The organism is Streptomyces sp. NPDC102278 (assembly GCF_044766345.1).
Lineage (GTDB): Bacteria > Actinomycetota > Actinomycetes > Streptomycetales > Streptomycetaceae > Streptomyces.
The window spans coordinates 131,371-155,916 of the sequence record NZ_JBIWLV010000003.1; the positions used below are offsets into that span (position 1 = coordinate 131,371).

Here is a 24,546-nt window from a genome sequence, read left to right on the forward strand (position 1 = left end):
CCCCCGACCCCCGTGGCGGGTCGTATGGTGCGTCGGGACTTTCGGGAGGGGATCCGGGGGGATCGGGAAGTCCGACGAGGGAGGGGTAACCGTGAGGGGGTCCGGCCGGAAGGCCGGACCCCCTTCTGGTCGCCCGGCACCCGCCCGGCACCCGGTTGTCCACAGGCCCGCCGCGCCGTCGGTGGCGCCCGGTAGCTTCAGGGCATGACTACCACCAGTGGAGCGGTGCAACCGGCCGTGGTCGAGGGGGTGCTGGAGCGCATCACCTACGCCAACGAGGAGAGCGGCTACACCATCGCCCGCGTCGACACCGGACGCGGCTCCGGCGACCTGCTCACCGTCGTCGGATCGCTCCTCGGGGCGCAGCCCGGCGAATCCCTGCGCATGGAGGGCCGCTGGGGCTCCCACCCCCAGTACGGCAGACAGTTCAGCGTCGAGAACTACTCCACGATCCTTCCCGCGACCATCCAGGGCATCCGGCGCTACCTCGGCTCCGGCCTCATCAAGGGCATCGGGCCGAAGATCGCCGACCGGATCGTGGAGCACTTCGGGCTCGACACCCTGGACGTCATCGAGGAAGCGCCCGAACGGCTGATCGAGGTGCCGGGGCTCGGACCCAAGCGGACGAAGCTGATCGGCGCCGCCTGGGAGGAACAGAAGGCCATCAAGGAGGTCATGGTCTTCCTCCAGGGAGTCGGTGTCTCCACCTCCATCGCGGTGCGCATCTACAAGAAGTACGGCGACGCCTCCATCTCGGTGGTGCGCAACCAGCCCTACCGGCTCGCCGCCGACGTCTGGGGCATCGGCTTCCTGACCGCCGACCGCATCGCCCAGGCCGTCGGGATCCCGCACGACAGCCCCGAGCGGGTCAAGGCCGGGCTCCAGTACGCCCTGTCCCAGTCCACCGACCAGGGCCACTGCTTCCTCCCCGAGGAACGGCTGATCGCCGACGGGGTCAAGCTCCTCCAGGTGGACACCGGGCTGGTCATCGACTGCCTCGCCGAACTGGCCGCCGACCCCGAAGGGGTGGTCCGGGAGCCCGTGTCCGACCCCCAGGGCGGCCCGCCCCTCACCGCGGTCTACCTGGTGCCCTTCCACCGGGCCGAACTGTCGCTGGTCGGACAGGTCCGCCGGCTGCTGCACGCCGAGGAGGACCGGATGCCGGGCTTCCGGGACGTGGACTGGGAGAAGGCCCTGGACTGGCTGGCGGGCCGCACCGGGGCCAAGCTCGCCCCCGAACAGCGCGAGGCGGTCCAACTCGCCCTCACCCGCCGCGTCGCCGTCCTCACCGGCGGCCCCGGCTGCGGCAAGTCCTTCACCGTCCGCTCGATCGTGGAACTGGCCCGGGCCAAGAAGGCCAAGGTGCTGCTGGCCGCGCCCACCGGTCGCGCCGCCAAACGCCTCTCGGAACTCACCGGGGCCGAGGCCTCCACCGTGCACCGGCTGCTGGAGCTGAAACCCGGCGGGGACGCGGCGTACGACCGCGAGCGCCCGCTGGACGCCGATCTCGTCGTGGTGGACGAGGCCTCGATGCTGGACCTGCTGCTGGCCAACAAACTGGTCAAGGCCGTGGCCCCGGGCGCGCACCTGCTGCTCGTCGGAGACGTGGACCAGCTCCCCTCGGTCGGCGCCGGAGAGGTGCTGCGGGACCTGCTCGCCGAGGGCGGGCCGGTGCCCGCCGTCCGGCTGACCCGCATCTTCCGCCAGGCGCAGCAGTCCGGCGTCGTCACCAACGCGCACCGCATCAACACGGGCGTGCCGCCGCTGACCGACGGCCTGCCCGACTTCTTCCTCTTCCCCGAGGAGGACACCGAGGAGGCGGGCCGGCTCACCGTGGACGTCGCCGCCCGTCGAATTCCGGCCAGATTCGGCCTCGACCCGCGCCGGGACATCCAGGTGCTCGCGCCCATGCACCGGGGCCCCGCCGGCGCCGGAAACCTCAACGCCCTGCTGCAACAGGCCATCACGCCGGCCCGCCCCGACCTGCCCGAGAAGAGGTTCGGCGGCCGGGTCTTCCGGGTGGGTGACAAGGTCACCCAGATCCGGAACAACTACGAGAAGGGCGCCAACGGTGTCTTCAACGGCACGGTCGGCGTGGTCACCGCGCTTGACCTGGACGAACAGAAACTGACGGTGCGCACGGAGGAGGACGAGGAGGTCGGCTACGAGTTCTCCGAACTGGACGAGCTGGCCCACGCGTACGCCGTCACCATCCACCGTTCCCAGGGGAGTGAATATCCGGCCGTCGTGATCCCCGTCACCACCGGGGCTTGGATGATGCTCCAGCGCAATCTGCTCTACACGGCGGTGACCAGGGCGAAGAAACTGGTCGTCCTGGTCGGGTCACGCAAGGCCCTCGGCCAGGCGGTGCGTACGGTTTCCGCAGGCAGGAGGTACACGGCGGTGGCACCCAGACTGTCCGGCCGGATACCGGTGGGAAACATCACCTAAATGATCGATCATTTGGGGTTCCCGCCGCAGTCCGGAGGGGGCAGGATGAGCAGGTTGCCGGCACTCAGTGCCGTCAAAAACACCAAAGGCCGACCCCGAGTGCACTCTCCTGCGCCAAATGGGGGAAGGTAGAGGCAGTCAGGGCACCTCGAAGAAGAGGCACTACGTCGGTGAGGGATGACGTGAGCGACAACTCTGTAGTACTCCGGTACGCGGACGGTGAATACACCTACCCGGTGGTCGAGAGCACCGTCGGTGACCAGGGCTTCGACATCTCGAAGCTGCGGGCCCAGACCGGGCTCGTCACCTTGGACAGCGGCTACGGCAACACCGCCGCCTACAAGTCCGCGATTACCTACCTCGACGGCGAGCAGGGAATCCTGCGTTATCGCGGCTACCCGATCGAGCAGCTGGCCGAGCGTTCGACCTTCATCGAGGTCGCGTACCTGCTGATCAACGGGGAGCTGCCGACCGTCGACCAGCTCGCGTCGTTCCGCAACGAGATCACCCAGCACACGCTGCTGCACGAGGACGTCAAGCGGTTCTACGACGGCTTCCCGCGTGACGCGCACCCGATGGCGATGCTGTCCTCCGTGGTCAGCGCGCTGTCGACGTTCTACCAGGACAGCCACAACCCGTTCGACGAGAAGCAGCGCCACCTCTCGACGATCCGGCTGCTGGCCAAGCTCCCGACGATCGCCGCGTACGCGTACAAGAAGTCGGTCGGCCACCCCGTGGTCTACCCGCGCAACGACCTCGGCTACGTCGAGAACTTCCTGCGCATGACCTTCTCCGTGCCGGCCCAGGAGTACGACCTGGACCCGGTCGTGGTGTCGGCGCTCGACAAGCTGCTGATCCTGCACGCGGACCACGAGCAGAACTGTTCGACCTCCACCGTGCGTCTGGTCGGCTCCTCGCAGGCGAACATGTTCGCCTCGATCTCCGCCGGCATCTCGGCCCTGTGGGGTCCGCTGCACGGTGGCGCCAACCAGTCCGTTCTGGAGATGCTGGAAGGCATCAAGAACGACGGCGGCGACGTCGACGCCTTCATCCGCAAGGTGAAGAACAAGGAAGACGGCGTCCGCCTCATGGGCTTCGGGCACCGCGTCTACAAGAGCTTCGACCCCCGGGCGAAGATCATCAAGGCGGCGGCCCACGATGTCCTCTCGGCGCTCGGCAAGAGCGACGAGCTGCTCGACATCGCGCTCAAGCTGGAAGAGCACGCGCTGGCCGACGAGTACTTCGTCGAGCGCAACCTCTACCCCAACGTGGACTTCTACACCGGTCTGATCTACCGGGCCATGGGCTTCCCGACCGAGATGTTCACCGTGCTCTTCGCGATCGGTCGCCTTCCCGGCTGGATCGCCCAGTGGCACGAGATGATCAAGGAGCCCGGCTCCCGCATCGGCCGTCCGCGCCAGATCTACACCGGCGAGGTCCTGCGCGACTTCGTTCCGGTAGAGGCCCGCTGACCCGAGGTCAAGAGCCGCGCGAACGCGTACGAAAAGCGCCCCGCCGTCGATCCCCCCACGGGTCGACGGTCGGGGCGCTTTCCTTTCCCCGGAACGGATTCCCCCCACGGGACCCGAGCCGAGGTGTCGGCGAGGAGTGCCGCTTCGGGGCACTCCAGTGGGACTTTTGCCGGGACCCGTACGGGTCGGGAGGGCCGCTCAAAGCTCCCCTTTGAGCACGCGTCCCGGCCGGCTGATGCCTCGGGACGTCCCCCAAGACCCCCCGCGAACGTCCCCCAAGACGTTCCTGGCATCGCCCCATTAGACCCGTGCAACCGCCCGATGGTTACGTTCGAATCACTGTGATCTGCGTCTCCCGTGAAGGAGATGTGCGCACGGTGCGAAGGAGATCCCCTACCGGAACGACCGCAACCGGAGGCTGTTGGTCACCACGAACACCGAAGAGAAGGCCATCGCCGCTCCGGCGATCATGGGGTTGAGCAGGCCGGCGGCCGCCAGCGGCAGCGCCGCGACGTTGTATCCGAAGGCCCAGAACAGGTTGCCCTTGATGGTGGCCAGGGTCCTGCGGGACAGTCGGATCGCGTCCGCCGCCACCCGCAGGTCGCCCCGCACGAGCGTCAGGTCGCTCGCCTCGATGGCCGCGTCGGTGCCGGTGCCCATCGCCAGGCCCAGGTCGGCCCGGGCGAGGGCGGCCGCGTCGTTGACGCCGTCGCCCACCATCGCGACCGTACGGCCCTGCTCCTGTAGGCGCCGGACCACGTCCACCTTGTCCTGCGGGAGCACCTCGGCGATCACCTCGTCGATGCCCACCTCGGCGGCCACGGCCTCGGCCACGGCCTTGTTGTCGCCGGTCAGCAGGATCGGCGTGAGACCGAGCGCGCGCAGCCGCGCCACCGCCTCGGCGCTGGTGTCCTTCACGGCGTCGGCCACGGTCAGCACCCCGCGCGCCGCCCCGTCCCAGGCGACCAGCACCGCCGTGCCGCCCGCCGCCTCGGCCGCGGCCCTGGCCTCGGCCAGCGGCGCCGGCAGGGTGATCCCCCGGTCGGTCAGCAGCCGCTCCCGGCCCACCAGTACGGTGTGGCCGTCCACCACGCCCCGTACGCCGAGGCCCGCCAGGTTCTCGAACCCCTCCGGAACCGGCAGGGCGCCGACCCGTTCCGCCGCGCCGTCGGCCAGGGCGCGGGCGATCGGGTGCTCGGAGGCGTGCTCCAGCGAACCCGCCAGGCGCAGCAGTTCCTCCTCGTCGGTGCCCTCGCCGGCGTGCACGCCGGACAGGGTCATCCGGCCGGTGGTGACCGTTCCGGTCTTGTCGAGCACGACGGTGTCCACCCGGCGGGTGGATTCCAGCACCTCGGGTCCCTTGATCAGGATGCCGAGCTGGGCGCCCCGTCCGGTGCCGACCATCAGGGCGGTCGGGGTGGCCAGGCCGAGCGCGCACGGACAGGCGATGATCAGTACGGCCACGGCGGCGCCGAAGGCGGCCGTCGGGTCGTCGGTGACGAGCAGCCAGGTCACCCAGGTGCCGAGGGCGAGCAGCAGGACGATCGGCACGAAGATCCCGGAGACCCGGTCGGCCAGTCGCTGCACCTCGGCCTTGCCGTTCTGCGCGTCCTCGACCAGCCTCGCCATCCGGGCGAGCTGGGTGTCCGCGCCGATCCGGCCCGCCTCGACGACCAGGCGTCCGGAGGTGTTGACGGTGGCGCCGGTGACGGCGTCGCCGACGCCGACGTCCACGGGCACCGACTCGCCGGTCAGCATCGACGCGTCCACGGCGGATTCGCCCTCGACGACGGTGCCGTCCGTGGCGATCTTCTCGCCGGGCCGGACGACGAACCGGTCGCCCACCGCGAGCGCGCCCACCGGGACGCGGACCTCGGCGCCCCCGCGCAGTACGGCCACGTCCTTGGCGCCGAGTTCGAGCAGGGCCCGCAGGGCCGCGCCCGCCTTCCGCTTCGAGCGGGCCTCCAGGTAGCGGCCGAGCAGGATGAAGGAGACGACCCCGGCGGCGACCTCCAGGTAGATCGCGGAGGAGCCGTCCGTGCGCGAGATGGTGACGTCGAAGCCGTGGCGCATCCCCGGCATGCCCGCGTGACCGAAGAAGAGGGCCCACAGCGACCAGGCGAAGGCGGCCAGGGTGCCGACCGAGACCAGGGTGTCCATGGTGGCCGCGCCGTGCCGGGCGTTGGTCCAGGCGGCCTTGTGGAAGGGGAAGGCGCCCCACACGACCACGGGGGCGGCCAGGGTGAGCGAGAGCCACTGCCAGTTGTCGAACTGGAGGGCGGGGATCATGGCGAGCAGGACGACGGGCAACGCGAGGGCGGAGGAGACCAGAAGCCGTTGACGCAGGGCCGACAACTCGGGGTCGATCGCGGTCGGCGCGGAGGATCCCGCAGCCGTCGTCGGGGCGGGCGTCGGGGCCGGCTCCGGTGGCGGGGGCTCCTCGGCGGTGTATCCGGTCCTGACCACCGTCGCGATCAGGTCGGCCACCCGCACGTCACCCGCGTACGAGACCTTCGCCTTCTCGGTGGCGTAGTTCACCGTGGCGGTGACCCCGTCCATCCGGTTCAGCTTCTTCTCGACGCGGGCCGCGCAGGAGGCGCAGGTCATGCCGCCGATGGCCAGTTCGATCTCGGTGGTGTCGGCCACTGTCGTGGGTCCGTCGTGCACTGTGCTGCCGCTCATGTCCGGCTCCGGGGGGAGGGCCGGGTCGTACGGGTCCGGTATGAGCCGGCCGGTACGACCCGGCGGGTGCTGCCGAGGGGGTGTGGGGCTCAGGCCTGGCCGGCGAGCTCGTAGCCGGCCTCGTCCACGGCCGCGCGCACGGCGTCCTCGTCGAGGGGGGCGGTCGAGATCACCGTGACCTCGCCGGTCGCGGCGACGGCCTTGACCGAGGCCACGCCCGGCAGGGCGGTGAGCTCGCCGGTCACCGCGCCCTCGCAGTGCCCGCAGGTCATGCCGGTCACCCGGTAGACGGTGGTGGTCTGGGTGTCCGTCTCGGCGCTCATGTCGTTCTCCTCTTCGGGGGCGTGTGCGGTCGCCGGAAGCGACGTGTGTGACTCCACCGTGCTCCCGTCACTTCGAGACTATACCCCTAGGGGGTATTGACGCGAGTGTTCTCGGCCCTCCTTCGAGCGTTTCGGTGTCAGTCCTCGCGCCGCCCCCGGTTGCCGGGGCGGCGGCTCACCCAGGTGCGGATGGTGTCGGCGTACCAGTAGGGCTTGCCGCCCTCCACGTGGTCGGGGGCCGGGAGCAGGCCGTGCTTGCGGTAGGAGCGCACGGTGTCCGGCTGGACCCGGATGTGCGCGGCGATCTCCTTGTACGACCACAGCTGTCGGTCGCTCATCGACGACACCTCCTTGTCCACGCCGCGGGGCCGGCCGGGAGGCCGTCGGGGGAGCCGGCGCGTGGACAGTGACGATCACTCGGGTTGTGCCCGGAGAACGACGCTGGGTGAGTGCGGGGGAGGGTCTGTCGCGCCCCTGTGACGGAAAACCCGCGTCATGCGGACATGCGTGACACAAGAGCGACCCCTGTGACAGACGCGGCACAGGGGTCGAGTGGGATGAAATGACCGGCCGGTGGTCCGGCGGCCGGCCGTACGGCGGGTCAGCGGTACAGCGGGGGCCGCTCCACCAGTTCCACCGGCGTCCGCACCCCGCCGCGCGCCGCGGCGAGCCCCGCCTCGGACACCGCGGCGGCCGCGTAGCCGTCCCACGCGTCGGGCCCGGCCACCCCGCCCCGCGCGGCCGCCGCCACCCACCGCCGCAGCTGCCGGTCGTACGCGTCGGCGAACCGGGTGGTGAAGTCCTGGGTGATCTCGCCACCCCACCGGCCGGCCGACTCGACGACCATCGCGTGGCCGTCCCCGATCCGGGCGCTGCCGGACTCGCCGACCGCCTCGCACCGGACCTGGTAGCCGAAACCGCAGTTGACGAAGATCTCCACGTCCACGATCGCGCCGCCGGAGGTTTCCAACAGCACGAATCGCGGGTCTCCCAGCCCGGGCGGGGCGGCGGCCGAAGGGGTGGGGGACAGCACGGTCACCGCCGTGACCTCCTGGCCCAGCAGCCAGCGGGCCGCGTCCACCTCGTGCACCACGGAATCGCTGATCAGCATCTCGCTGGTGAAGAAGGCCGGCGAGGCGGCGTTGCGGTGCCGGCAGTGCAGGAACAACGGCCGCCCGATGCCGCCCGCGTCCAGCAGCTCCTTGAGCCGCTCGTACTCGGCGTCGTGCCGCCGCATGAAGCCGACCTGGACCAGCCTGCGACCCGACCTCTGCTCCGCCTCCATGATCCGCAGCGCGCCCGCCGGATCGGGGGTCAGCGGCTTCTCGCAGAGCACCGGCAGCCCCCGCCGCAGGGCGTGCAGGACCGCTTCCTCGTGCGCCGGCCCGGGGGAGGCGATCAGCACGGCCTCCACACCGGGCGCGGCGATCGCGGCCGCCGGGTCGGTGTGCGCGCTCGCGCCGACCAGGCCGCCCGCGATCTCCTTGACCCGATCGCCGTCCGGGTCCGCCACCGCCACCACACGGGCCCCACCGACCGTCCGGCCGATGCGCCGGACGTGGTCGGCGCCCATCCTCCCGGTGCCGATCACGGCGATGCCGAGCGTGTCGGTCATGTCATTCGTCCTCTCGAAGTGTCAGCGCGCGCCACAGGAGCGCAGGTGGGAACGGGTCCGGCGGGCGATCGGCAGCGGCCGGTCCGGCGAACACGGGTACATGTCCTGCTCGACGATCGCGAACAGGTCCACGCCGAGCGCCTGCGCGGCCGCCAGCACCGGCTCCAGCGCGGGCACCCCCGACGGCGGCTCGCACATCACCCCGCGGGCGACGGCCGGCCCGAAGGGCAGCCCCTGCGCCACGACCTCGGCGAGGACCGCCGGGTCCACCTGCTTCAGGTGCAGGTAGCCGATCCGCTCCCCGAAGGTCTCCACGGCCCGGAGGCTGTCCCCGCCGCAGTACGCGTAGTGCCCCGTGTCCAGGCAGAGGGAGACCAGCGCGGGGTCCGTCGCGTCGAGGAACCGGGCGACGTTATCCGGGGTGTCGATGTGGGTGTCGGCGTGCGGGTGGACGACGATCCGCAAGCCGTACCGGTCCTGGACCTCACGCCCCAGCCGCTCGGTCTGGGCGGCCAGATCACGCCATTGACCGGGCGTCAGCGTGCGGTCCTCCAGCACCTCGCCGGTCTTGTCGTCGCGCCAGAACGAGGGGATGACGACGAGGTGGGCCGCGCCCATGTCCCGGGTGAGCGCCGCGATCCGCGACACGTGCTCCCAGGTCTGCTCCCAGACGGCGGGGCCGTGATGGAGTCCGGTGAAGACGGTGCCCGCGGACACCCGCAGGCCGCGCTCGGCCGTCTCGTCGGCGAGGCGGACGGGATCGGTGGGCAGGTAGCCGTACGGGCCGAGCTCGATCCACTCGTACCCGGCGTCCGCGACCTCGTCGAGGAAGCGGTCCCAGGGAGTCTGCCGGGGATCCTCGGGGAACCAGACACCCCAGGAGTCCGGAGCCGAACCGACACGGATACGGGTCAACGTGGGCGGGGAGGACGTCATGGCGGCCACCTTAGGGTGCGAGGCTCGACGGGACGGGAAAGAAGAGGTCCGGGGGAAAGAGGAGACGTGACGGACGTACCGGTGAACGCCGCGGAGGGGTCCGCGTTCGACCTGATCACGATGGGCCGGATCGGGGTGGATCTCTACCCGCTGAGAACGGGCGTACCGCTCGCCGAGGTCGACGCCTTCGGCAAGTTCCTCGGCGGCTCCCCGACCAACGTCGCCGTGGCGGCGGCCCGCTTGGGGCGCCGGGTGGCGGTGATCACCCGCACCGGCGCGGACCCCTTCGGGGCGTACCTGCGGGCCGAGCTGCGGGGGTTCGGCGTCGACGACCGCTGGGTGAGCGAGGTGGCCGCGTACCCGACGCCCGTCACCTTCTGCGAGATCTTCCCGCCCGACCACTTCCCGCTGTACTTCTACCGGCTCCCCAAGGCCCCCGACCTGGAGGTCGCCCCCGACGAGGTGGACCTGGCGGCCGTGCGCGCGGCCCGGGTGTTCTGGATGACGGGGACGGGCCTGAGCGCGCAGCCGAGCCGGAGCGCGACCCTCGCCGCGCTGGAGGCCCGGTCGAAGTCCGGGATCACCGTCTTCGACCTGGACTGGCGGCCGATGCTGTGGGAGGGGGAACCGGGGCCCTGGTACGAACGCGCCCTGGCGCTCGCGACGGTGGCCGTCGGGAACACCGCGGAGTGCGAGATCGCCACCGGCGAGAGCGAGCCGTACGCGGCCGCCCGGGCGCTGCTGGCGGCCGGCGTGGAACTCGCCGTCGTCAAACGCGGGCCCGCCGGCGTCCTGGCCGTCCACCGGGACGGCACCGCCGTCGAACTGCCGCCGGTGGAGGTGGAGGTGGTGAACGGCCTCGGCGCCGGCGACGCGTTCGGCGGCGCGCTGTGCCACGGGCTGCTCGCCGGGTGGAAGCTGGAGAGGACGCTGCGGTACGCGAACGCGGCCGGGGCGATCGTGGCCTCGCGGCTGGCCTGCTCCACCGCGATGCCGTACGCCGAAGAGGTCGAGGAGGTGCTGGGGTCGTGACGGTGACCGTGTCGCGGGACATGACGCTGACCGCGCTGCGCGTGGTGGAACTCGCGCCGGGCGAGACGCACGCGCACGCGTGCGGGGACCACGAGTGGATCGTCCTCCCGCTGGCGGGCGGGTGCGTCGTGCGGTGCGCCGAGCCCGCGAGCGCCGGCCACGCGACGGAACGGGCCCCTGAACGGGTCTTCGAACTGCGCGGCCGTGCGAGCGTGTTCCGCGCGGTCACCGACTTCGCGTACCTGCCCCGGGGCGCCGACGCCGCCATCGCATCCGCCGACGGGGGCCGCTTCGCCCTCGTCGGGGCGCGCTGCGAGGAGACGCTGCCCGCCCGGTACGGGCCCGCCCGCGAGGTCCCGGTGGAACTCCGGGGCGCCGGCGCCTGCTCCCGCCAGGTCAACAACTTCGCCGCCGCCGACGTCTTCGACTGTGACCGGCTCATCGCCGTCGAGGTCCTCACGCCCGGCGGGAACTGGTCCTCCTACCCGCCGCACAAGCACGACGAGCACCGCCCCGGCGAGGAGTCCCGGCTGGAGGAGATCTACTACTTCGAGATCGCCCCGCACGACGGCGTCCCCGGCCTCGGCTACCAGCGTGTCTCCCCCTCGCCGGCCGGGAAGACCGACATCCTCACCGAGGTGAGGACCGGGGACGCCGTGCTCATCCCCGACGGCTGGCACGGGCCGTCCATCGCGGCGCCCGGGCACGACATGTACTACCTGAACGTGATGGCCGGGCCGGACCGGACACGGGAGTGGCTGATCAGCGACCATCCCGACCACGGCTGGATCCGGGGCACCTGGGCGGGCCAGGACATCGACCCCCGACTGCCGTTCCACCGAGCGGAGGACGCCGAATGACCAGGCCGACCGTCCACCGGCCGGAGGTGGCCGCATGACCACCAGGCTGACCGTCGCCCAGGCCCTGCTGCGGTTCCTGTCCGCCCAGTACACCGAGCGGGACGGCCGCCGGCAGCGGCTGATCGCCGCGACCTGGGGGATCTTCGGGCACGGGAACGTCGCCGGCATCGGGCAGGCCCTGTTGGAGAGCGGCCCGGAGCGGATGCCGTTCCTCCAGGGCCGCAACGAGCAGGCCATGGTGCACGCCGCCGTCGGGTACGCCCGCCAGAGCGGCCGACTGTCCACCCACGCCGTGACCACCTCCATCGGGCCCGGCGCCACCAACCTCGTCACCGGGGCGGCCCTGGCCACCGTCAACCGGCTCCCGGTGCTCCTCCTGCCCGGCGACACCTTCGCCACCCGGCCCGCCGACCCCGTGCTCCAGCAGCTGGAGGTGCCCTGGGCCGGGGACGTCTCCGTCAACGACACCCTGCGGCCCGTCTCCCGGTACTTCGACCGGATCGGCCGCCCGGAGGCCCTGATCCCCGCCGCCCTCCAGGCCGTACGGGTGCTCACCGACCCCGTGCAGAGCGGCGCCGTGACCCTCGCGCTGCCACAGGACGTGCAGGCCGAGGCGTACGACTGGCCCGAGGAGTTCTTCGCCGAACGGGTGTGGCGGGTGCGCCGGCCCCGGCCCGACCGGGACGAACTCGCCGAGGCCGCCGAGGCCGTACGCGCCTGCGCCCGCCCCCTGCTCGTGGCCGGCGGCGGGATCCGGCACAGCGCCGCCGGGACGGCCCTCGCCGCGTTCGCCGACGCCACCGGCATCCCCGTCGCCGTCACCCAGGCCGGCAAGGGCTCCCTCGCGCACGACCACCCCGCCGGGGTGGGCGCCATCGGGCACACCGGGACGGCCACCGCCGACGCCCTGGCCCGGGAAGCCGACCTGGTGATCGCCGCGGGAACCCGGCTGACCGACTTCACCACCGCCTCCGCGACCCTGTTCCAACACCCCGGCGTCCGCTTCCTCGGGCTGAACCTCGACCCGTACGACGCCCACAAACTCGCCGCGCGGACGATGGTCTGCGACGCGCGCGCCGGCCTGGACGAACTCCGGGACGCCGTCGCCGGGTACCGCGTGGACCCCGCGTACGAGGCCGCGTACCAGGACGGCAACCGGCGGTGGGAGAGCCTCGTCGACCGGGCGTGGGAGACCCCCGACGAGGACGCCGTCCCGACCCAGGTCCAGGCGCTCGGCCTGCTCGACTCCCTCGTCGACGCCTCCGACATCCTGATCAACGCCGCCGGCTCGCTCCCCGGCGACCTGCACCGACTGTGGCGGCCCCGGTCCCGCGACCAGTACCACGTCGAGTACGGCTACTCCTGCATGGGCTACGAGATCCCGGCCGCGATCGGCGTGGCGCTCGCGGCGCCCGGCCGGCCGGTGTGGGCGCTGGTCGGCGACGGCACGTACCTGATGAACCCGACCGAACTCGTCACGGCGGTGCAGGAGGGAATCCCGATCAAGGTGGTGATCCTCGACAACCACGGCTACGCGTCGATCGGCGGACTGTCGCGGGCGGTGGGCGGGGAGGGCTTCGGGACCGCGTACCGCTTCCGGGGGCGGGACGGCGCGTACGACGGGGAGCCCCTCCCGGTGGACCTCGCGCTGAACGCGGCCTCCCTCGGGATGGTGGCGATCTCCGCCCGCACCATCGGTGACCTGCGGAAAGCTCTCGCGGAGGCACGGGCGACCGACCGGCCCACATGTGTCTACGCGCAGACCCGAACACCCGACACTGTGTCGGGCCCACCCCCGGCACAGGCGTGGTGGGATGTTCCCGTGGCCGAGACCGCGACCCGTTCGTCGGCGGCCCTGGCCCGTGAAGAGTACGACCGGCAAGCCGCGCAGCGACGTCGCCATCTGTGAAGGAGCAAGGCATGAAGACCGTCAACCACTGGATCGGTGGCAAGACCGTCGAGGGCGCGTCGGGCAACTACGGCCCGGTCACCGACCCGGCCACCGGCGAGGTCACCACCCAGGTCGCGCTCGCGTCGAGCGCCGAGGTCGACGCGGCGGTGGCCGTCGCGAAGGAGGCCTTCCTGTCCTGGGGCCAGTCCTCGCTGGCCGCCCGGACCAAGGTGCTGTTCGCCTACCGCGCCCTCCTGGACGCCAACCGCGACGCCATCGCCGAACTGATCACCGCCGAGCACGGCAAGGTGCACTCGGACGCGCTGGGCGAGGTGGCCCGCGGCCTGGAGATCGTCGAACTGGCCTGCGGGATCACCACCCAGCTCAAGGGCGAGCTGTCCACGTCGGTGTCCAACCGGGTGGACGTCTCCTCGATCCGCCAGCCGATCGGCGTGGTCGCCGGCATCACCCCGTTCAACTTCCCGGCGATGGTGCCGATGTGGATGTTCCCGCTGGCCGTGGCCTGCGGCAACACCTTCATCCTCAAGCCCAGCGAGAAGGACCCGTCGGCCTCCAACAAGCTGGCCGAGCTGGCGACCGAGGCCGGCCTGCCGGCGGGCGTGCTGAACGTGCTCCACGGCGACAAGGTCGCCGTCGACGCGCTGCTCGCCCACCCCGACATCGCGGCCGTGTCCTTCGTCGGCTCCACGCCGATCGCCCGGCACATCCACACCACCGCCTCCGCCAACGGCAAGCGGGTCCAGGCCCTCGGCGGCGCCAAGAACCACATGCTGGTCCTCCCCGACGCCGACCTGGACGCGGCCGCCGACGCGGCCGTCTCCGCCGCCTACGGCTCCGCCGGCGAGCGCTGCATGGCGATCTCCGCGGTCGTCGCCGTCGGCGCGATCGCCGACACGCTGGTGGACAAGATCCGCGAACGCGCCGAGAAGATCAAGATCGGCCCCGGCAACGACCCCACCTCCGAGATGGGCCCGCTGATCACCGCCGCCCACCGCGACAAGGTCGCCTCGTACGTCGAGGGCGCGGCCGCGCAGGGCGCCGACGTGGTCCTGGACGGCACCGGCTACACCGTCGAGGGCAACGAGAACGGCCACTGGATCGGCCTGTCGCTGCTCGACAACGTCAAGACCGACTCCGACGCCTACCGCGACGAGATCTTCGGCCCGGTGCTGTGCGTGCTGCGCACCGAGACCTACGAGGAGGGCGTCGCCCTCATCAACGCCTCGCCGTTCGGCAACGGCACCGCGATCTTCACCCGCGACGGCGGCGCGGCCCGCCGCTTCCAGCTGGAGATCCAGGCGGGCATGGTCGGCGTGAACGTCCCGATCCCGGTGCCGGTGGGCTACCACTCCTTCGGCGGCTGGAAGGACTCCCTCTTCGGGGACCACCACATCTACGGCAACGACGGCATCCACTTCTACACCCGCGGCAAGGTCGTCACCACCCGCTGGCCGGACCCGTCCGACGCCCCGGCGGGCGTCGACCTGGGGTTCCCCCGCAACCACTGACCCCACCAGCCCAGAACCCCCGGCCAACCCTCACCGGCCGGGGGTTTCTGCTGTTCCGGGCCATCCGGGACCTGGCTTTATGCGACTACACGAATATGGGTGAGACCGCATGGACGGCGGGCCGCACTCCCTCGTAACGTCATGGTCACCAGCCCAACCGGGCTGCCCGACGAGGGGGTTTCACCATGGCTCGTGAGGAACTGACCCGACTCACCGGCAACGGGAACGGCACCTGCGGTAAGGACGACTGCCCCAACGTGTACGTCTCCCCGAGCGGCTCGATCATCGTCCAAGGGGGCGTGTCAAGTGGTGCTCATGCATTACGAGTCGGATGGTCGACAGAGCAGCCGAGAAGTTTACGCAGGAGATCCGGCTCAGTTCGTTGAATATCAGCGCATCGCTATCGCCGAGTCGGTGCCATTTGAGGAATACGTGAGGGGCATTGTCGTTTGACCCTCAGCAGCTAGGAGAGTCAAGGGCCGACCTAGCGCAAACACTAAAGACGCTAAGGAAGCGGGCCGGGTGGACTCAGGCCCGGCTCGCTCAGCGCTGCAACATGTCCCAGACGAAAGTCGGCAACATCGAGAGCGGGAAGCTGACCCCTGCTCTTGTGGACGTTGAACTAATCCTCCGGGCGCTCGATGCGCCCACCTCCTTGGTGACTGAGGTGATGGCGCTCGCGCGGATGGCGAACACCGAATGGAAGGACGCGTGGTCTTCCCGTCGTAGGGGCTTGGATAAGCGACAGAATGAGCTGGCCGGCTTCGAAAAGTCGTCCACAGAGTTCCGCTACTTCCTACCGACGATGATCACAGGACTCCTGGCCACACCGGAGTATGTGCGGGCCGGCATTGCCGACGTGCCTGGCGATCAGAGCAAGACCGTAGCGAAGAAGCTTGAGCGTCAGGCCGTTCTCTACGACAGGTCCAAGCAGTTCACGTTCATCCTCACGGAGCAGGCCGTCAGATGGCCGCTCATTCCTCCTCATGCCTTGGTCATGCAGATGGACAGGCTGGCGTCGTTGACGCGCCTATCCAACGTGCGCATCGGAGTGATCCCTATGGTGTCCTCGGTGATGCCGGGCCCGCTTAACGTCTTCACCGTCTATGACGACCGACTCACAACGGTCGAAACATCCACTGGTGTGATGGTCTTTCGAGATCACCGGGACGTATCTTCCTATCTCGATGAATTCGCGACCTTCGAGCGACACGCTCTGTTTGGCGAGAAAGCCCGCGAACGCCTGAACGAGTGGTCTGTTGTCTTTACCCGACAACGCGAATAAACCTTCAGCGCCGCCCTGCCTCGGGTCGAAGATTGTTGCGTACCGAACGGCAATCGGAAGGGGCACGGCATGGCGAGGGCGAAAAAGAAGAGATTCCGGAATTCGACCGGGACGTTTGGGAGTACCTGACCTATGCCCCGGGCCGGACGTGCTCCGCGTGCTCCCGCAAGGTCAAGCCTCTGGAACCCGTACGCCGGCACGTCGAGGACCGCACGTCCGGCGCCCCCGTCACCGTCTACCGGCACAACAAGTGCCCCAGCCCCCAGGGTGGGGCCACTTGATGGAGAGGCAGACGCAGCGGCCTGGCCCCTATGACCTCGGGCCGTGACACCTGGACCCGACCCGGCAGACACCGGCACTCGCCTGATCCCGGGGGTGACCCATTGCGGTACCTGCACGGGGCGTCGAACGGTCTGGTGTGACTACTGCTGCGGGTTTGACTTCGAGCAGTGCCGCATGTGCGCCCTCGGCCGCCGCAAGTGCCCTGATTGCGCCGGAGGGAACGCCCACCGGATTTGCTGGTGATGCCTGACCGCATATCGAAAGGAGGTGCAACCATGACCGATCCCGGAGACGAGGAGAAGTTCCCGCCTGCACCCGCCGCGTGATGCCCAGATCCCGTAGGAGGTACGCATGACGACCGTGCTGGAAACTCCCGTCGCCTTACGGCACGGGCGGGACCTCGTCAGTCCCGAGTTGTTCGAGAAGGTCTCCGAGTTCTGCGCGCAGGAGTATGGACACGAGCTGTCCAGCGCCCTGCGGATCGTGGACCAGGCCCTTGCCTTCCTCAAGGTCATGGGTGACACCCGCGCCTTCGACATGACGCCGTCGGACGCCGTGGACCCCGGGTGGCACTCGTTCGTCCTCCACACGCAGGCGTACGCCGCGTGATGCGAGGAGCAGTTCGGGTTCTTCCTCGGACACGAGCCCAAGGCCACCGTCCGTACCCGTCCGCTCATCGGCTCCGTGGTGGATCGGGTCCGGGCCGCCGGGTTCCACGTCGATGACCGGCTGTGGGGCGCCGCGAAGGACTGCACCCCCCCGGCCTGCTGTGGTGACGGCGACGGCTGCTGATCCACCCGGGAGATGAGCCCCGGGTGCGGCCAATGCGCCCGGGGCTCACGCATGAACAGAGGTTGGTCGCACGGCAGTTGTTGAGCCCTTGGCAGGGCAGAGCCGCGTCACCGTGTTCCGGATCTTCGGCACGGTATACGGCTACGCCACTCACTCACTGGACAGCCGGAACATCGGAGAGGTGGCGATCGTCGGGCCACTGACTCCTGGCGTCGAGTGGGGGCGGCTGTGGGACACGGCCCGCAAGATGTGCCGGGAGACGGAAGGGCCCGCCGATCACGCGCGCTGGATCATGGCTCAGGCGAGCCGGTCGTTCGCATGCGGCAGTGATGTGGTCGTGAAACTGCCCACCGGTACGTGGAAGGTCACCCCAGGGCGACGGGCTGAGCTTCACGGGTACTGCTACCGCGACCACCTGTGGACAGGGAACCTCACGGTCGAGGAGGTCACCCCGGAACAGGTGGCGGCGTACGAGCCGATCTTCCGGGCGTAGCCGGCCGGAGTTGAGAACGGCTCTCTCGGAACGCCGCAGACGAACACGGATCGAGGGGAGGTGCAGCGCCTCCTCAGCGGAGCAGGGGCCAGATCTCCGTGGGGGCCGCGGGGCTCCAGACCACGTCGCCGTGGCCGTATCCCGGGACGGCGGTGAAGGTGACCCGGGCGTTGCCGCACGCGCGGATCAGGTCGGCGCCGCGGGGTTCGTCACCGCGCCCCGAGCCCGCGTTGACCCACACCACCTCGGCCCGGATGCGGTCCCAGGCGATCCGGTACGTCTCCTCGTCGCCCGCCCAGATCGCGGCGAGGTCCCGCATCAGGGCCGTGGGGATCAGCCCGCTGCCCAGGGCGGCCGTGGCCGCGTGCCAGGTGGCGAGCGGGGTGTGGGTGAGGTCGAAGCGGTCCTCGGCGGGGGTCGCGCCGAAGACGTACTCGCCGGCGGCGTGGCCCTGCCGGTGGATCCAGTTCGCCTCGCCGGGCAGGTCGGCGGTGCGGATCAGCGCGAAGTGGGCCAACCCGGCGTTGGTGAAGCGCAGGTTCGGATCCGGCGGCCAGGGGACGGGGGAGGGGGAGTCCGGGTCGGTGACCGCCCGTGCGACGAGGGCGGCCAGGCCGGGATCGGTCGCGTACGTGCCGCGGGCGAGCAGGTCCGTGTACACGTCCCGCGCCTTCGCCGCCCGGGTCGCGCGGTCGCCGGTGTAGGGGCCGGTGGTGTCCAGGACGAGTACGCGGCGCAGCCGCGGCGACGGATCGTGCGAGGCGGCGTCGAGGGCCAGGGCGGCCCCGGCGGAGTGGCCCGCGTACTGGTAGGGCAGCCGCAGTACGGCGTCCAGCGCGGCGACGACGCCGGCGAGATCCCGGCGGTGCGCCGCGAGCCCCCGGTCGGCGGTGACGTCGGCCGCGTCGGTGGCGGCGTCCTCGCGCGGGGTGACGCCCACGACCAACAACCCCTGGCGGCGCAGGTGGTGGGCGAGGCCGCCGCCGTCGTGACCGTCGGGGGTGAAGTAGTCGGCGGCGAAGTTCAGGCCGCCGCCCGGCAGGAGGTACGCGATGCCGTGCGGCACCCGCGTGGTGTCCGCGAGCACCTCGACCGTGACCGGGGCCGGGTCGCCGTCGTGGAGCGGGAGGGTGAGCCGGATCCAACCGTCGCCGGGAAGGTAGGCGGCGGTGCCCGTGCCCAGGGCGCGTTCGACGCGGGTCAGCAGCCCGGCGCCCTTCACCGCCGCCCCTGCCTCGTGCGCCACGGCGGTGATGCGGGGGACGGGTCTCGCCCGCACCCGGTCGGCCTGCGCCGGGTCCGTCCGCACCCGGTCGACCCGTGCCCGGTCCGCGCGCGTCCCGTCGGCCCGCGCGTGGTCCGCGTACGGCCCGTCGGAGCGGAGCTCGCTGTGTTCTCGTCCCATCGAAACCACCTCCCCCTTGCCGGCGATGGCCGAATGCCTTCGACGTCAACTGGGGACACCCTCGCCGGTCAGGACGTCCGCGCCAAGTCCGGTGCGTGTGCGACTTGTCGCGGCCCGGCCTTCCTCCTGCGGCGCAGTACCGCGAAGGCGATGCCGGCGGCCGTCGACAGCAGCGCGATGCCCGCGGCGAGCCACGGTACGGCGAGGAAATCCGTCTCGACCTCCGACACCAGATCCGGGTGGGCGCTCGCCCCCGCCGTCACCTTGACGGTGACCCAGTCCAACTGCGGCGATTCGGGCCACGGTTCGCTCAGCTCGATCCGCTGCCCGGGCAGCAGCACGAGTCTCGGTGCGCGGACCGGTCGATCCAGCACGTTCCGCCCGAACAGTCCCTCGGCGGAGACCGTCACCCTCGGCTCCACGACCACGTTGCCCCGATTGACCAGCGCGTACGAGACGGTCGCACGGGCCTCCTTGAACCAGGGCAACAGCGGCGCGCCCCGGCCGACCCGCACGTCCTCCACGCTCAGGCCGGGCGTCAGCGGCCCCGGCACCCGGAAGTACAGGCGGGCGCCGACCGAGCGCTTCACCCCGACCTGCACCTTGCCGTCCGCCCGGACACCCTCCAGCGCCGTGTTCAGCGCGACGATCCCGCCGGTGTGATCGCCCGGTGTCGCGTCCTCGGGGACCTTGACGGTGAACGGGATGTCCTCGCGGCCCTTCGGCGGGACGGTGACGGTCCCCGACGCCCCGGCCGACAGCGCCGTCCAGGCACCCACGTCCTTCGGCTTCGACTCGACCGGCAACAGTGCGAACGCGCCGCCCGCCGGCGTGTTCACGGCGTCGGTCGCGAAGACCTGGAAGGTCAGTTCCCTGTCGGAGGAGTTCACGATCGTCACGCTGTCGGCGACGGTGCTCCCGGCCGCGCCCTGGTGGAAGAAGTACGCCCGGTCCGTCATCGCCGCACCGACCGGCGGCGTCGGGAACACCCCCCACGTGCCGTTGTCCGCGGCCGCGGCCGAGACGGCGGGAAGGAGGCCCGTGACCGGCAGGAACAGGCCGAGGAGCGGCCCGAGGAGCAGGCCGACCAGCAGCCCGCGGGGCGGGCCGTACGGGGAGGTGCGGGTGCGCATGGGCGGGTCTCCAGGCGGGACGATCGCGGTGGACGGCCGGGACGACCGGCGGGCGGGGAACCGGCGGGCCGAGCGCGACCGGGCGGCCGGGGGAAGCCGGCGGGCCCGGGACGACCGGCGACCGGGGAGCACAGCCGGCCGGGGGAAACCGGGAAGGTGGTGCGACGCCGGGGGCGCCGCACCACCCTGGGCCGGACCCGATCAGGAGATCGAGAAGGTGACGACCGACTGGTAGGTGTCGGCGAACATGAACGGCGGGAGCTGGATCATCCCGGCGCCACCGACGGCGAACTCACCACCGGTCAACTCGTCCCCGCCTGCGGCCTGGGAGGCCACCTGCATCGGGGTGTCCGTGATCGCACCGGGCGTACCCGCCGTGCACGTGCTCGGGCTGTCCGGGTTGGTGACGGTGCAGGACGGTTGGATGCCGATCTGCGCCTTCGGCATGGAGTGCCCGGTCGTGGCGTTCAGGAACGGCGTACGGGTCGCCGTGACGTCCCAGCCGAGCGAGCCGCCGCGGAAGTCCTGGACGGTCGCGGCGTTGAACACGCCGACCACCGACTGGGGCCTGCCGTTGATGGTGACCGAACCGAAGTCGACCGCCGGCTGACCGTCCTTCGGGCCGAGGGCCAGCGGGCCGGGCAGCACCTCGACGTCCACCGGGTTCTTCACGCCGGCCTGGTCCTCCAGGAACACGAAGGACTTGTACGGGGTGATCGCGCCGTCGATCCTGAGGGCGTCGGCCTTCTTGGTGACCGTGACCTCGCAGGTGGCGGCGCCTGACGCGGCCGCCGAACCCGTACCGGTGTCACCGGTCGCCGCGCCTGCCAGCAGGGCGGAGCAGGTGACCGCGCCGGCCGGGAAGTTGGCGCCCGTGACGACGACGGCGGTGCCCGCCTTGCCGCTGTTGGGCGTCACCTTGGTGGTGATCGGGTCCTTCGGGAGGGCCTCGACCGCGACCGAGCCCAGCGAGGCGCTCGGACGGGGCGCCGGGGTGCAGGTCGTGGTGAAGACCGACCCGCTGAGGTCGGCGTCGGTCACGGCCAGGTCGAGCTTGACGTCGACCGCGGTGCCCTCGGTGCCGTCCGGGATCTTGATGGTGCCCGAGAACGCCTTCGGGTCCAACGGCTGCCCGGCCACGACGCTGACGGTCTCCGGCGGGCTGGTGACCACCTGGGTGGTCGTGCCCACCTTGAGGGTGATCTTGGAGGTGTTCACCGTCGTGACGGAGAAGCCCGGGATCAGCGGGCTCGCGCCCGGGTCGATGGTGATCGGGACGACGTCGCCGGCCTTGGCGCCGTCCGGCAGGGTGACCGTGAAGTCCTGGTTGCCGGAACCGTCGGGCTGCGGCGCCGGAGCGTCACAGTTCTCGAACACCGCCGTGGTCTTGGTCGCGGCCTGCGCCGTCCCCGCCAGGCCCACGACGCCGCCCGTCAGGGCCAGGGACAGTGCGCCCGCCCCGGCCAGAACTCTTCGTCGGAACGTTGTACTCACTGGGTCGCGACTCCTTCGTCAGACGAACCCCTCCCCCCACCCGCTGTGTGGGGGAGGCCGAGCCGGTGCGGAGGCCGACATTGACGCGTCACGGTGATGAGAAGTCAATGACTTGCTTTCTCCCGAAGCACACACAAATTGATGTCCCATCAGAACGGGTCTGACGGGACATCGGGTACCGACGGTCGGTGGCGCGGACCGGTGGCGCGGACCGGTGGCGCGGACCGGTGATGCGGGGGGTGCGGGTGGGGTTGGACTCGGTCAGGCGTTCGACCGGCGTCCGACGTGTCAGACGACTGTCAAGGGCCGACCGGGGTGCGCAGCAGCAGGTTCGCGGTCCCCACCGGGAGGCCGGTGATCCGGTTCGTCCCGGCGTCCCGCAGCAGGGCGGAGGTGACCTGCGCGGGGGACGTGGCCGTGCCGCCGGCCAGGATCAACGCGGCGACCCCCGCCACGTGCGGGGCCGCCATGGAGGTGCCGGTGGCGCGGGCGAGGGCGGTCGTGGAGCCCTTCCACGCGGAGACGACGGACACGCCCGGCGCGAAGAGGTCGACGCAACGGCCGTGGCCGGAGAACGCGGCCCTGCGGTCACCGGAATCGGTCGCGCCCACCGTGATGGCCTGGGGGACCCGGGAAGGAGAACCGCCGCAGGCGTCCTGGGCGGAGTTCCCGGCGGCCACCGTGAAGGTGATCCCGGCGGCCACCGCTCGGGCGACCGCGGAGTCCAGGGCGTAACTGCGCGCGCCGCCCATGCTCATGTTGGCCACCGCGGGCACCCTGCGGCGCAGGGCGTCCCCCACCGTCCAGTCGAGGCCGCGCACCATCTCCGACAGACGGCCGTCGCCCCTGCAGTCGGCCACCTTCACGGCCACGAGGGACACCCCCTTGGCGACCCCGTACGTGGCCCCGCCGATGGTGCCCGCCACGTGCGTGCCGTGCCCGTTGCAGTCGGTCGCCGTCTGCGACCGCACCGCGTTGTAGCCGAAGCGGGCGCGGCCGCCGAACTCCTGGTGCGCGGTGTTGATCCCGGTGTCCAGGACGTACGCGGTGACGCCCGCCGCCTTCGTCGCGTACGTGTACGAGCCGTCGAGCGGGAGGTCGCGCTGGTCGATCCGGTCCAGGGTCCAGGGCGCCCGCGGCTGTGTGTCGTCGACGTGGAACAGGGCGTCCGGTTCGACCGAGGCCACCCGGGGGTCGGCCGCCAGGGCGGCGGCGCGGGAGGCGGTCGTACGCAGGGCGAACCCGTTCAGCACGGTGTCGTAGACGGCCCGCACCTCGTCACCGGCCTTGGCCGCCTCGGCGGCGAGGGCGCGGGCGGCGGCGGGGGCGCGCGTGCTGTCCTTGAGGACCACGACGTAGGGGGCGAGGGGGGCTTCGGTGGCGGCGGCTTCGCCGGCGGGCGCGGTCGACAGGGCGGCCGTCGCCAGCAGGGCGGCGGCCGGGAGCAGCGCGGTGAATGCGGTCATGCGGCCGATGCTCGGCGAGGCCTGGGGCGGGCGCGCGGAGGGTGCGCCGAGTGGGCGCACGACACGCCGCCGCAAGGACTACGCGAAGCCCCGGGCGGACCGGCCGCCGGACCGGCCGCCGGACCGGGCGCCGGAGCGGGCGTCGGGCCCGGGGCCCGGCCCGGTGTCGGTGTCCGAGTCGGGGTCGGCGGGGGCGGTGGCCGCGGCGGGGTCGGCGCCCGCGGCGGATTCCGGGGCGAGGGACCATCCGCGCATCGTGAACACGCCCTCGTCGTGGGCCCCGGCCGAGGCGTACGTGGCCAGCGCGGCCTCGTTGTCCGTGTCGACCCCCACCCACATGCCGTAACAGCCCCGGGCCCGGGCCTCGTCGGCCAGCGCCGACGTGAGGCCGCGGCCGATGCCGCGCCGCCGGTGGCCCTCGTCCACCGAGAGCTCGTACAGGCACATCTCGGTGCCCTTGTCGGGGTGGCTCATCTCCACGCCCGAGACCATGCCGACGGGCACCCCGTCCACGTACGCGATGAGCATCAGGTGCCCCGGCGCGGCCAGGAAACGGGCGGACCAGTCCTCGCGGGCCGGACCGTCGAAGAGCCTCTCGGCGGCCCGCAGTTCCGCGGTGGTCAGAGCGCGGCGAATGTCCATGCCGGCCACCCTACGGGGCGGTCGGGCGGTGGCGGCCGAGTGCGGCTCCCCTCACCGCCCGGCCAGGGCGAGCGCCGCCGCGTACCCGGCGGGGGCCGACAGGTCGCACAGGGTCCAGCCGGTGACCGGGGCCGGGGTGGGGCCCGAGCCGACGTACGGATCGGCCAGGCCGAGGGCCAGGCCGGTACCGGTGGCCTTGAGGTACGCCTCCTTGCGGGACCACAGCCGGGCCATCGGTACGCGTCGTTCCGCTTCCGGCAGCGCGAGGAGTTCCGCCGTCTCCGCCGGGTGCAGGGTCCCCAGGACGTCGGCCACCGCCTGCCCACTCGGTACGCCCTCCACGTCGACCCCCACCGGCGCCCCGGCGAAGGCCAGGTACGCCAGGTCCCCGCTGTGGGACAGCGAGAAGTGCACCGCGCCCCCCGCGACCGCGGGCCGGCCGTGCGGCCCGCCACAGCACGGGCAGTCCTCGCGGACCAGCGTGACCTTCTCCGGAGCCAGCCCCAGGTAGCCGCCGAGCAGCGCGCGCAACCCCAGGTGCGAGGCGACGTAACGGTGTCGGTCGCCGGGGCGCAGCAGCCGGTCCGCGCGATCCCGTTCGCCGGCGTCGAGCACCGCCGACGCCTCGGCGACCGGGTGGCCGCCGACCACGTCACGCGTGGTGTCCAGGGCCCACACGGCAACGGCCGCGCCCGCGGGGAGCGCGCCGAGTCGCGGCGCTTCACCGCCGAGTTGATTCACTTCCTCGCTCACCTGACCAGGG

Annotated in this window: 19 protein-coding genes and 1 pseudogene; 9 read left to right on the plus strand and 11 right to left on the minus strand. The window is 71.6% G+C overall.

Translation table 11 applies throughout. The features are described from left to right. Positions 1-204: 204 nt before the first annotated feature. Together ACIRO3_RS09680 and ACIRO3_RS09685 are read left to right on the plus strand one after the other, a co-directional pair. Complete coding sequence (locus ACIRO3_RS09680) at positions 205-2,451, plus strand: ATP-dependent RecD-like DNA helicase (RefSeq protein WP_404134396.1); 2,247 nt, start codon at positions 205-207, stop codon at positions 2,449-2,451. A 182-nt stretch (positions 2,452-2,633) separates the two neighbouring features. Continuing rightward, positions 2,634-3,923: a citrate synthase gene (locus tag ACIRO3_RS09685; protein ID WP_031149943.1), complete on the plus strand. Its 1,290-nt coding sequence runs from the start codon at positions 2,634-2,636 to the stop codon at positions 3,921-3,923. 393 nt (positions 3,924-4,316) lie between these two features. On the opposite strand, the gene ACIRO3_RS09690 is transcribed toward ACIRO3_RS09685, so the two are convergent. The 5 genes from ACIRO3_RS09690 to ACIRO3_RS09710 form a co-directional block, all read right to left on the minus strand. Continuing rightward, a complete protein-coding gene (locus tag ACIRO3_RS09690) occupies positions 4,317-6,605 on the minus strand; it encodes a heavy metal translocating P-type ATPase (RefSeq protein ID WP_404134400.1) in 2,289 nt (762 codons plus the stop codon). An 89-nt stretch (positions 6,606-6,694) separates the two neighbouring features. After that, a complete protein-coding gene (locus ACIRO3_RS09695; protein WP_404134403.1) occupies positions 6,695-6,928 on the minus strand; it encodes a heavy-metal-associated domain-containing protein in 234 nt (77 codons plus the stop codon). Between the two features lie 137 nt (positions 6,929-7,065). After that, a complete protein-coding gene (locus ACIRO3_RS09700; protein WP_361771582.1) occupies positions 7,066-7,266 on the minus strand; it encodes a MerR family transcriptional regulator in 201 nt (66 codons plus the stop codon). Positions 7,267-7,529: 263 nt separating this feature from the next. Continuing rightward, positions 7,530-8,543, minus strand: a complete 1,014-nt coding sequence (locus ACIRO3_RS09705) for a Gfo/Idh/MocA family oxidoreductase (RefSeq protein WP_361771581.1) — start codon at positions 8,541-8,543, stop codon at positions 7,530-7,532. Positions 8,544-8,564: 21 nt separating this feature from the next. Continuing rightward, a complete protein-coding gene (locus ACIRO3_RS09710; protein WP_404134407.1) occupies positions 8,565-9,479 on the minus strand; it encodes a sugar phosphate isomerase/epimerase family protein in 915 nt (304 codons plus the stop codon). 120 nt (positions 9,480-9,599) lie between these two features. Here ACIRO3_RS09710 and iolC point away from each other — a divergent pair, with 120 nt between their 5' ends. The 7 genes from iolC (at position 9,600) to ACIRO3_RS09745 (ending at position 17,643) form a co-directional block, all read left to right on the plus strand. Then, complete coding sequence (iolC, locus tag ACIRO3_RS09715; protein ID WP_404135291.1) at positions 9,600-10,511, plus strand: 5-dehydro-2-deoxygluconokinase; 912 nt, start codon at positions 9,600-9,602, stop codon at positions 10,509-10,511. Positions 10,512-10,531: 20 nt separating this feature from the next. Further along, positions 10,532-11,371: a 5-deoxy-glucuronate isomerase gene (iolB, locus tag ACIRO3_RS09720; RefSeq protein WP_404135295.1), complete on the plus strand. Its 840-nt coding sequence runs from the start codon at positions 10,532-10,534 to the stop codon at positions 11,369-11,371. Between the two features lie 34 nt (positions 11,372-11,405). Next, positions 11,406-13,280 carry a 3D-(3,5/4)-trihydroxycyclohexane-1,2-dione acylhydrolase (decyclizing) gene (iolD, locus tag ACIRO3_RS09725; RefSeq protein ID WP_404134410.1) on the plus strand — a complete coding sequence of 625 codons (1,875 nt, stop codon included), beginning with the start codon at positions 11,406-11,408 and terminating at the stop codon, positions 13,278-13,280. An 11-nt stretch (positions 13,281-13,291) separates the two neighbouring features. Continuing rightward, entirely contained in the window at positions 13,292-14,791 is a 1,500-nt protein-coding gene (locus ACIRO3_RS09730) for a CoA-acylating methylmalonate-semialdehyde dehydrogenase (protein ID WP_361771578.1), read from the plus strand. Between the two features lie 442 nt (positions 14,792-15,233). Further along, complete coding sequence (locus tag ACIRO3_RS09735) at positions 15,234-16,076, plus strand: Scr1 family TA system antitoxin-like transcriptional regulator (protein WP_404134414.1); 843 nt, start codon at positions 15,234-15,236, stop codon at positions 16,074-16,076. Positions 16,077-16,709: 633 nt separating this feature from the next. Beyond that, the gene (locus ACIRO3_RS09740; RefSeq protein WP_404134416.1) at positions 16,710-16,967 is read left to right on the plus strand and encodes a hypothetical protein; all 258 of its coding nucleotides are present in this window, start codon (positions 16,710-16,712) and stop codon (positions 16,965-16,967) included. Positions 16,968-17,238: 271 nt separating this feature from the next. Continuing rightward, positions 17,239-17,643 carry a hypothetical protein gene (locus ACIRO3_RS09745; protein WP_404134419.1) on the plus strand — a complete coding sequence of 135 codons (405 nt, stop codon included), beginning with the start codon at positions 17,239-17,241 and terminating at the stop codon, positions 17,641-17,643. Between the two features lie 73 nt (positions 17,644-17,716). On the opposite strand, the gene ACIRO3_RS09750 is transcribed toward ACIRO3_RS09745, so the two are convergent. The 6 genes and pseudogenes from ACIRO3_RS09750 to ACIRO3_RS09775 form a co-directional block, all read right to left on the minus strand. Beyond that, positions 17,717-19,048: a hypothetical protein gene (locus ACIRO3_RS09750; RefSeq protein WP_404134422.1), complete on the minus strand. Its 1,332-nt coding sequence runs from the start codon at positions 19,046-19,048 to the stop codon at positions 17,717-17,719. Positions 19,049-19,116: 68 nt separating this feature from the next. Continuing rightward, complete coding sequence (locus ACIRO3_RS09755; protein ID WP_404134425.1) at positions 19,117-20,181, minus strand: WxL protein peptidoglycan domain-containing protein; 1,065 nt, start codon at positions 20,179-20,181, stop codon at positions 19,117-19,119. Positions 20,182-20,382: 201 nt separating this feature from the next. Beyond that, a complete protein-coding gene (locus ACIRO3_RS09760) occupies positions 20,383-21,675 on the minus strand; it encodes a hypothetical protein (RefSeq protein WP_365997796.1) in 1,293 nt (430 codons plus the stop codon). 299 nt (positions 21,676-21,974) lie between these two features. Next, the gene (locus ACIRO3_RS09765) at positions 21,975-23,141 is read right to left on the minus strand and encodes a S8 family peptidase (RefSeq protein ID WP_404134428.1); all 1,167 of its coding nucleotides are present in this window, start codon (positions 23,139-23,141) and stop codon (positions 21,975-21,977) included. Positions 23,142-23,378: 237 nt separating this feature from the next. Continuing rightward, a pseudogene (locus tag ACIRO3_RS09770) lies at positions 23,379-23,783 on the minus strand (GNAT family N-acetyltransferase); the annotation flags it as partial. A 51-nt stretch (positions 23,784-23,834) separates the two neighbouring features. Further along, the gene (locus ACIRO3_RS09775; RefSeq protein ID WP_404134431.1) at positions 23,835-24,536 is read right to left on the minus strand and encodes a 4'-phosphopantetheinyl transferase family protein; all 702 of its coding nucleotides are present in this window, start codon (positions 24,534-24,536) and stop codon (positions 23,835-23,837) included. Positions 24,537-24,546 lie beyond the last annotated feature (10 nt).

Coding starts and splice junctions, on each gene's coding strand:
- ACIRO3_RS09680 (WP_404134396.1), top strand. CDS start 205: ATGACTACCACCAGTGGAGCGGTGCAACCGGCCGTGGTCGAGGGGGTG.
- ACIRO3_RS09690 (WP_404134400.1), bottom strand. CDS start 6,605: ATGAGCGGCAGCACAGTGCACGACGGACCCACGACAGTGGCCGACACC.
- ACIRO3_RS09695 (WP_404134403.1), bottom strand. CDS start 6,928: ATGAGCGCCGAGACGGACACCCAGACCACCACCGTCTACCGGGTGACC.
- ACIRO3_RS09700 (WP_361771582.1), bottom strand. CDS start 7,266: ATGAGCGACCGACAGCTGTGGTCGTACAAGGAGATCGCCGCGCACATC.
- ACIRO3_RS09705 (WP_361771581.1), bottom strand. CDS start 8,543: ATGACCGACACGCTCGGCATCGCCGTGATCGGCACCGGGAGGATGGGC.
- ACIRO3_RS09710 (WP_404134407.1), bottom strand. CDS start 9,479: ATGACGTCCTCCCCGCCCACGTTGACCCGTATCCGTGTCGGTTCGGCT.
- iolC (WP_404135291.1), top strand. CDS start 9,600: ATGGGCCGGATCGGGGTGGATCTCTACCCGCTGAGAACGGGCGTACCG.
- iolB (WP_404135295.1), top strand. CDS start 10,532: ATGACGCTGACCGCGCTGCGCGTGGTGGAACTCGCGCCGGGCGAGACG.
- iolD (WP_404134410.1), top strand. CDS start 11,406: ATGACCACCAGGCTGACCGTCGCCCAGGCCCTGCTGCGGTTCCTGTCC.
- ACIRO3_RS09730 (WP_361771578.1), top strand. CDS start 13,292: ATGAAGACCGTCAACCACTGGATCGGTGGCAAGACCGTCGAGGGCGCG.
- ACIRO3_RS09740 (WP_404134416.1), top strand. CDS start 16,710: ATGACGACCGTGCTGGAAACTCCCGTCGCCTTACGGCACGGGCGGGAC.
- ACIRO3_RS09750 (WP_404134422.1), bottom strand. CDS start 19,048: ATGGGACGAGAACACAGCGAGCTCCGCTCCGACGGGCCGTACGCGGAC.
- ACIRO3_RS09755 (WP_404134425.1), bottom strand. CDS start 20,181: ATGCGCACCCGCACCTCCCCGTACGGCCCGCCCCGCGGGCTGCTGGTC.
- ACIRO3_RS09765 (WP_404134428.1), bottom strand. CDS start 23,141: ATGACCGCATTCACCGCGCTGCTCCCGGCCGCCGCCCTGCTGGCGACG.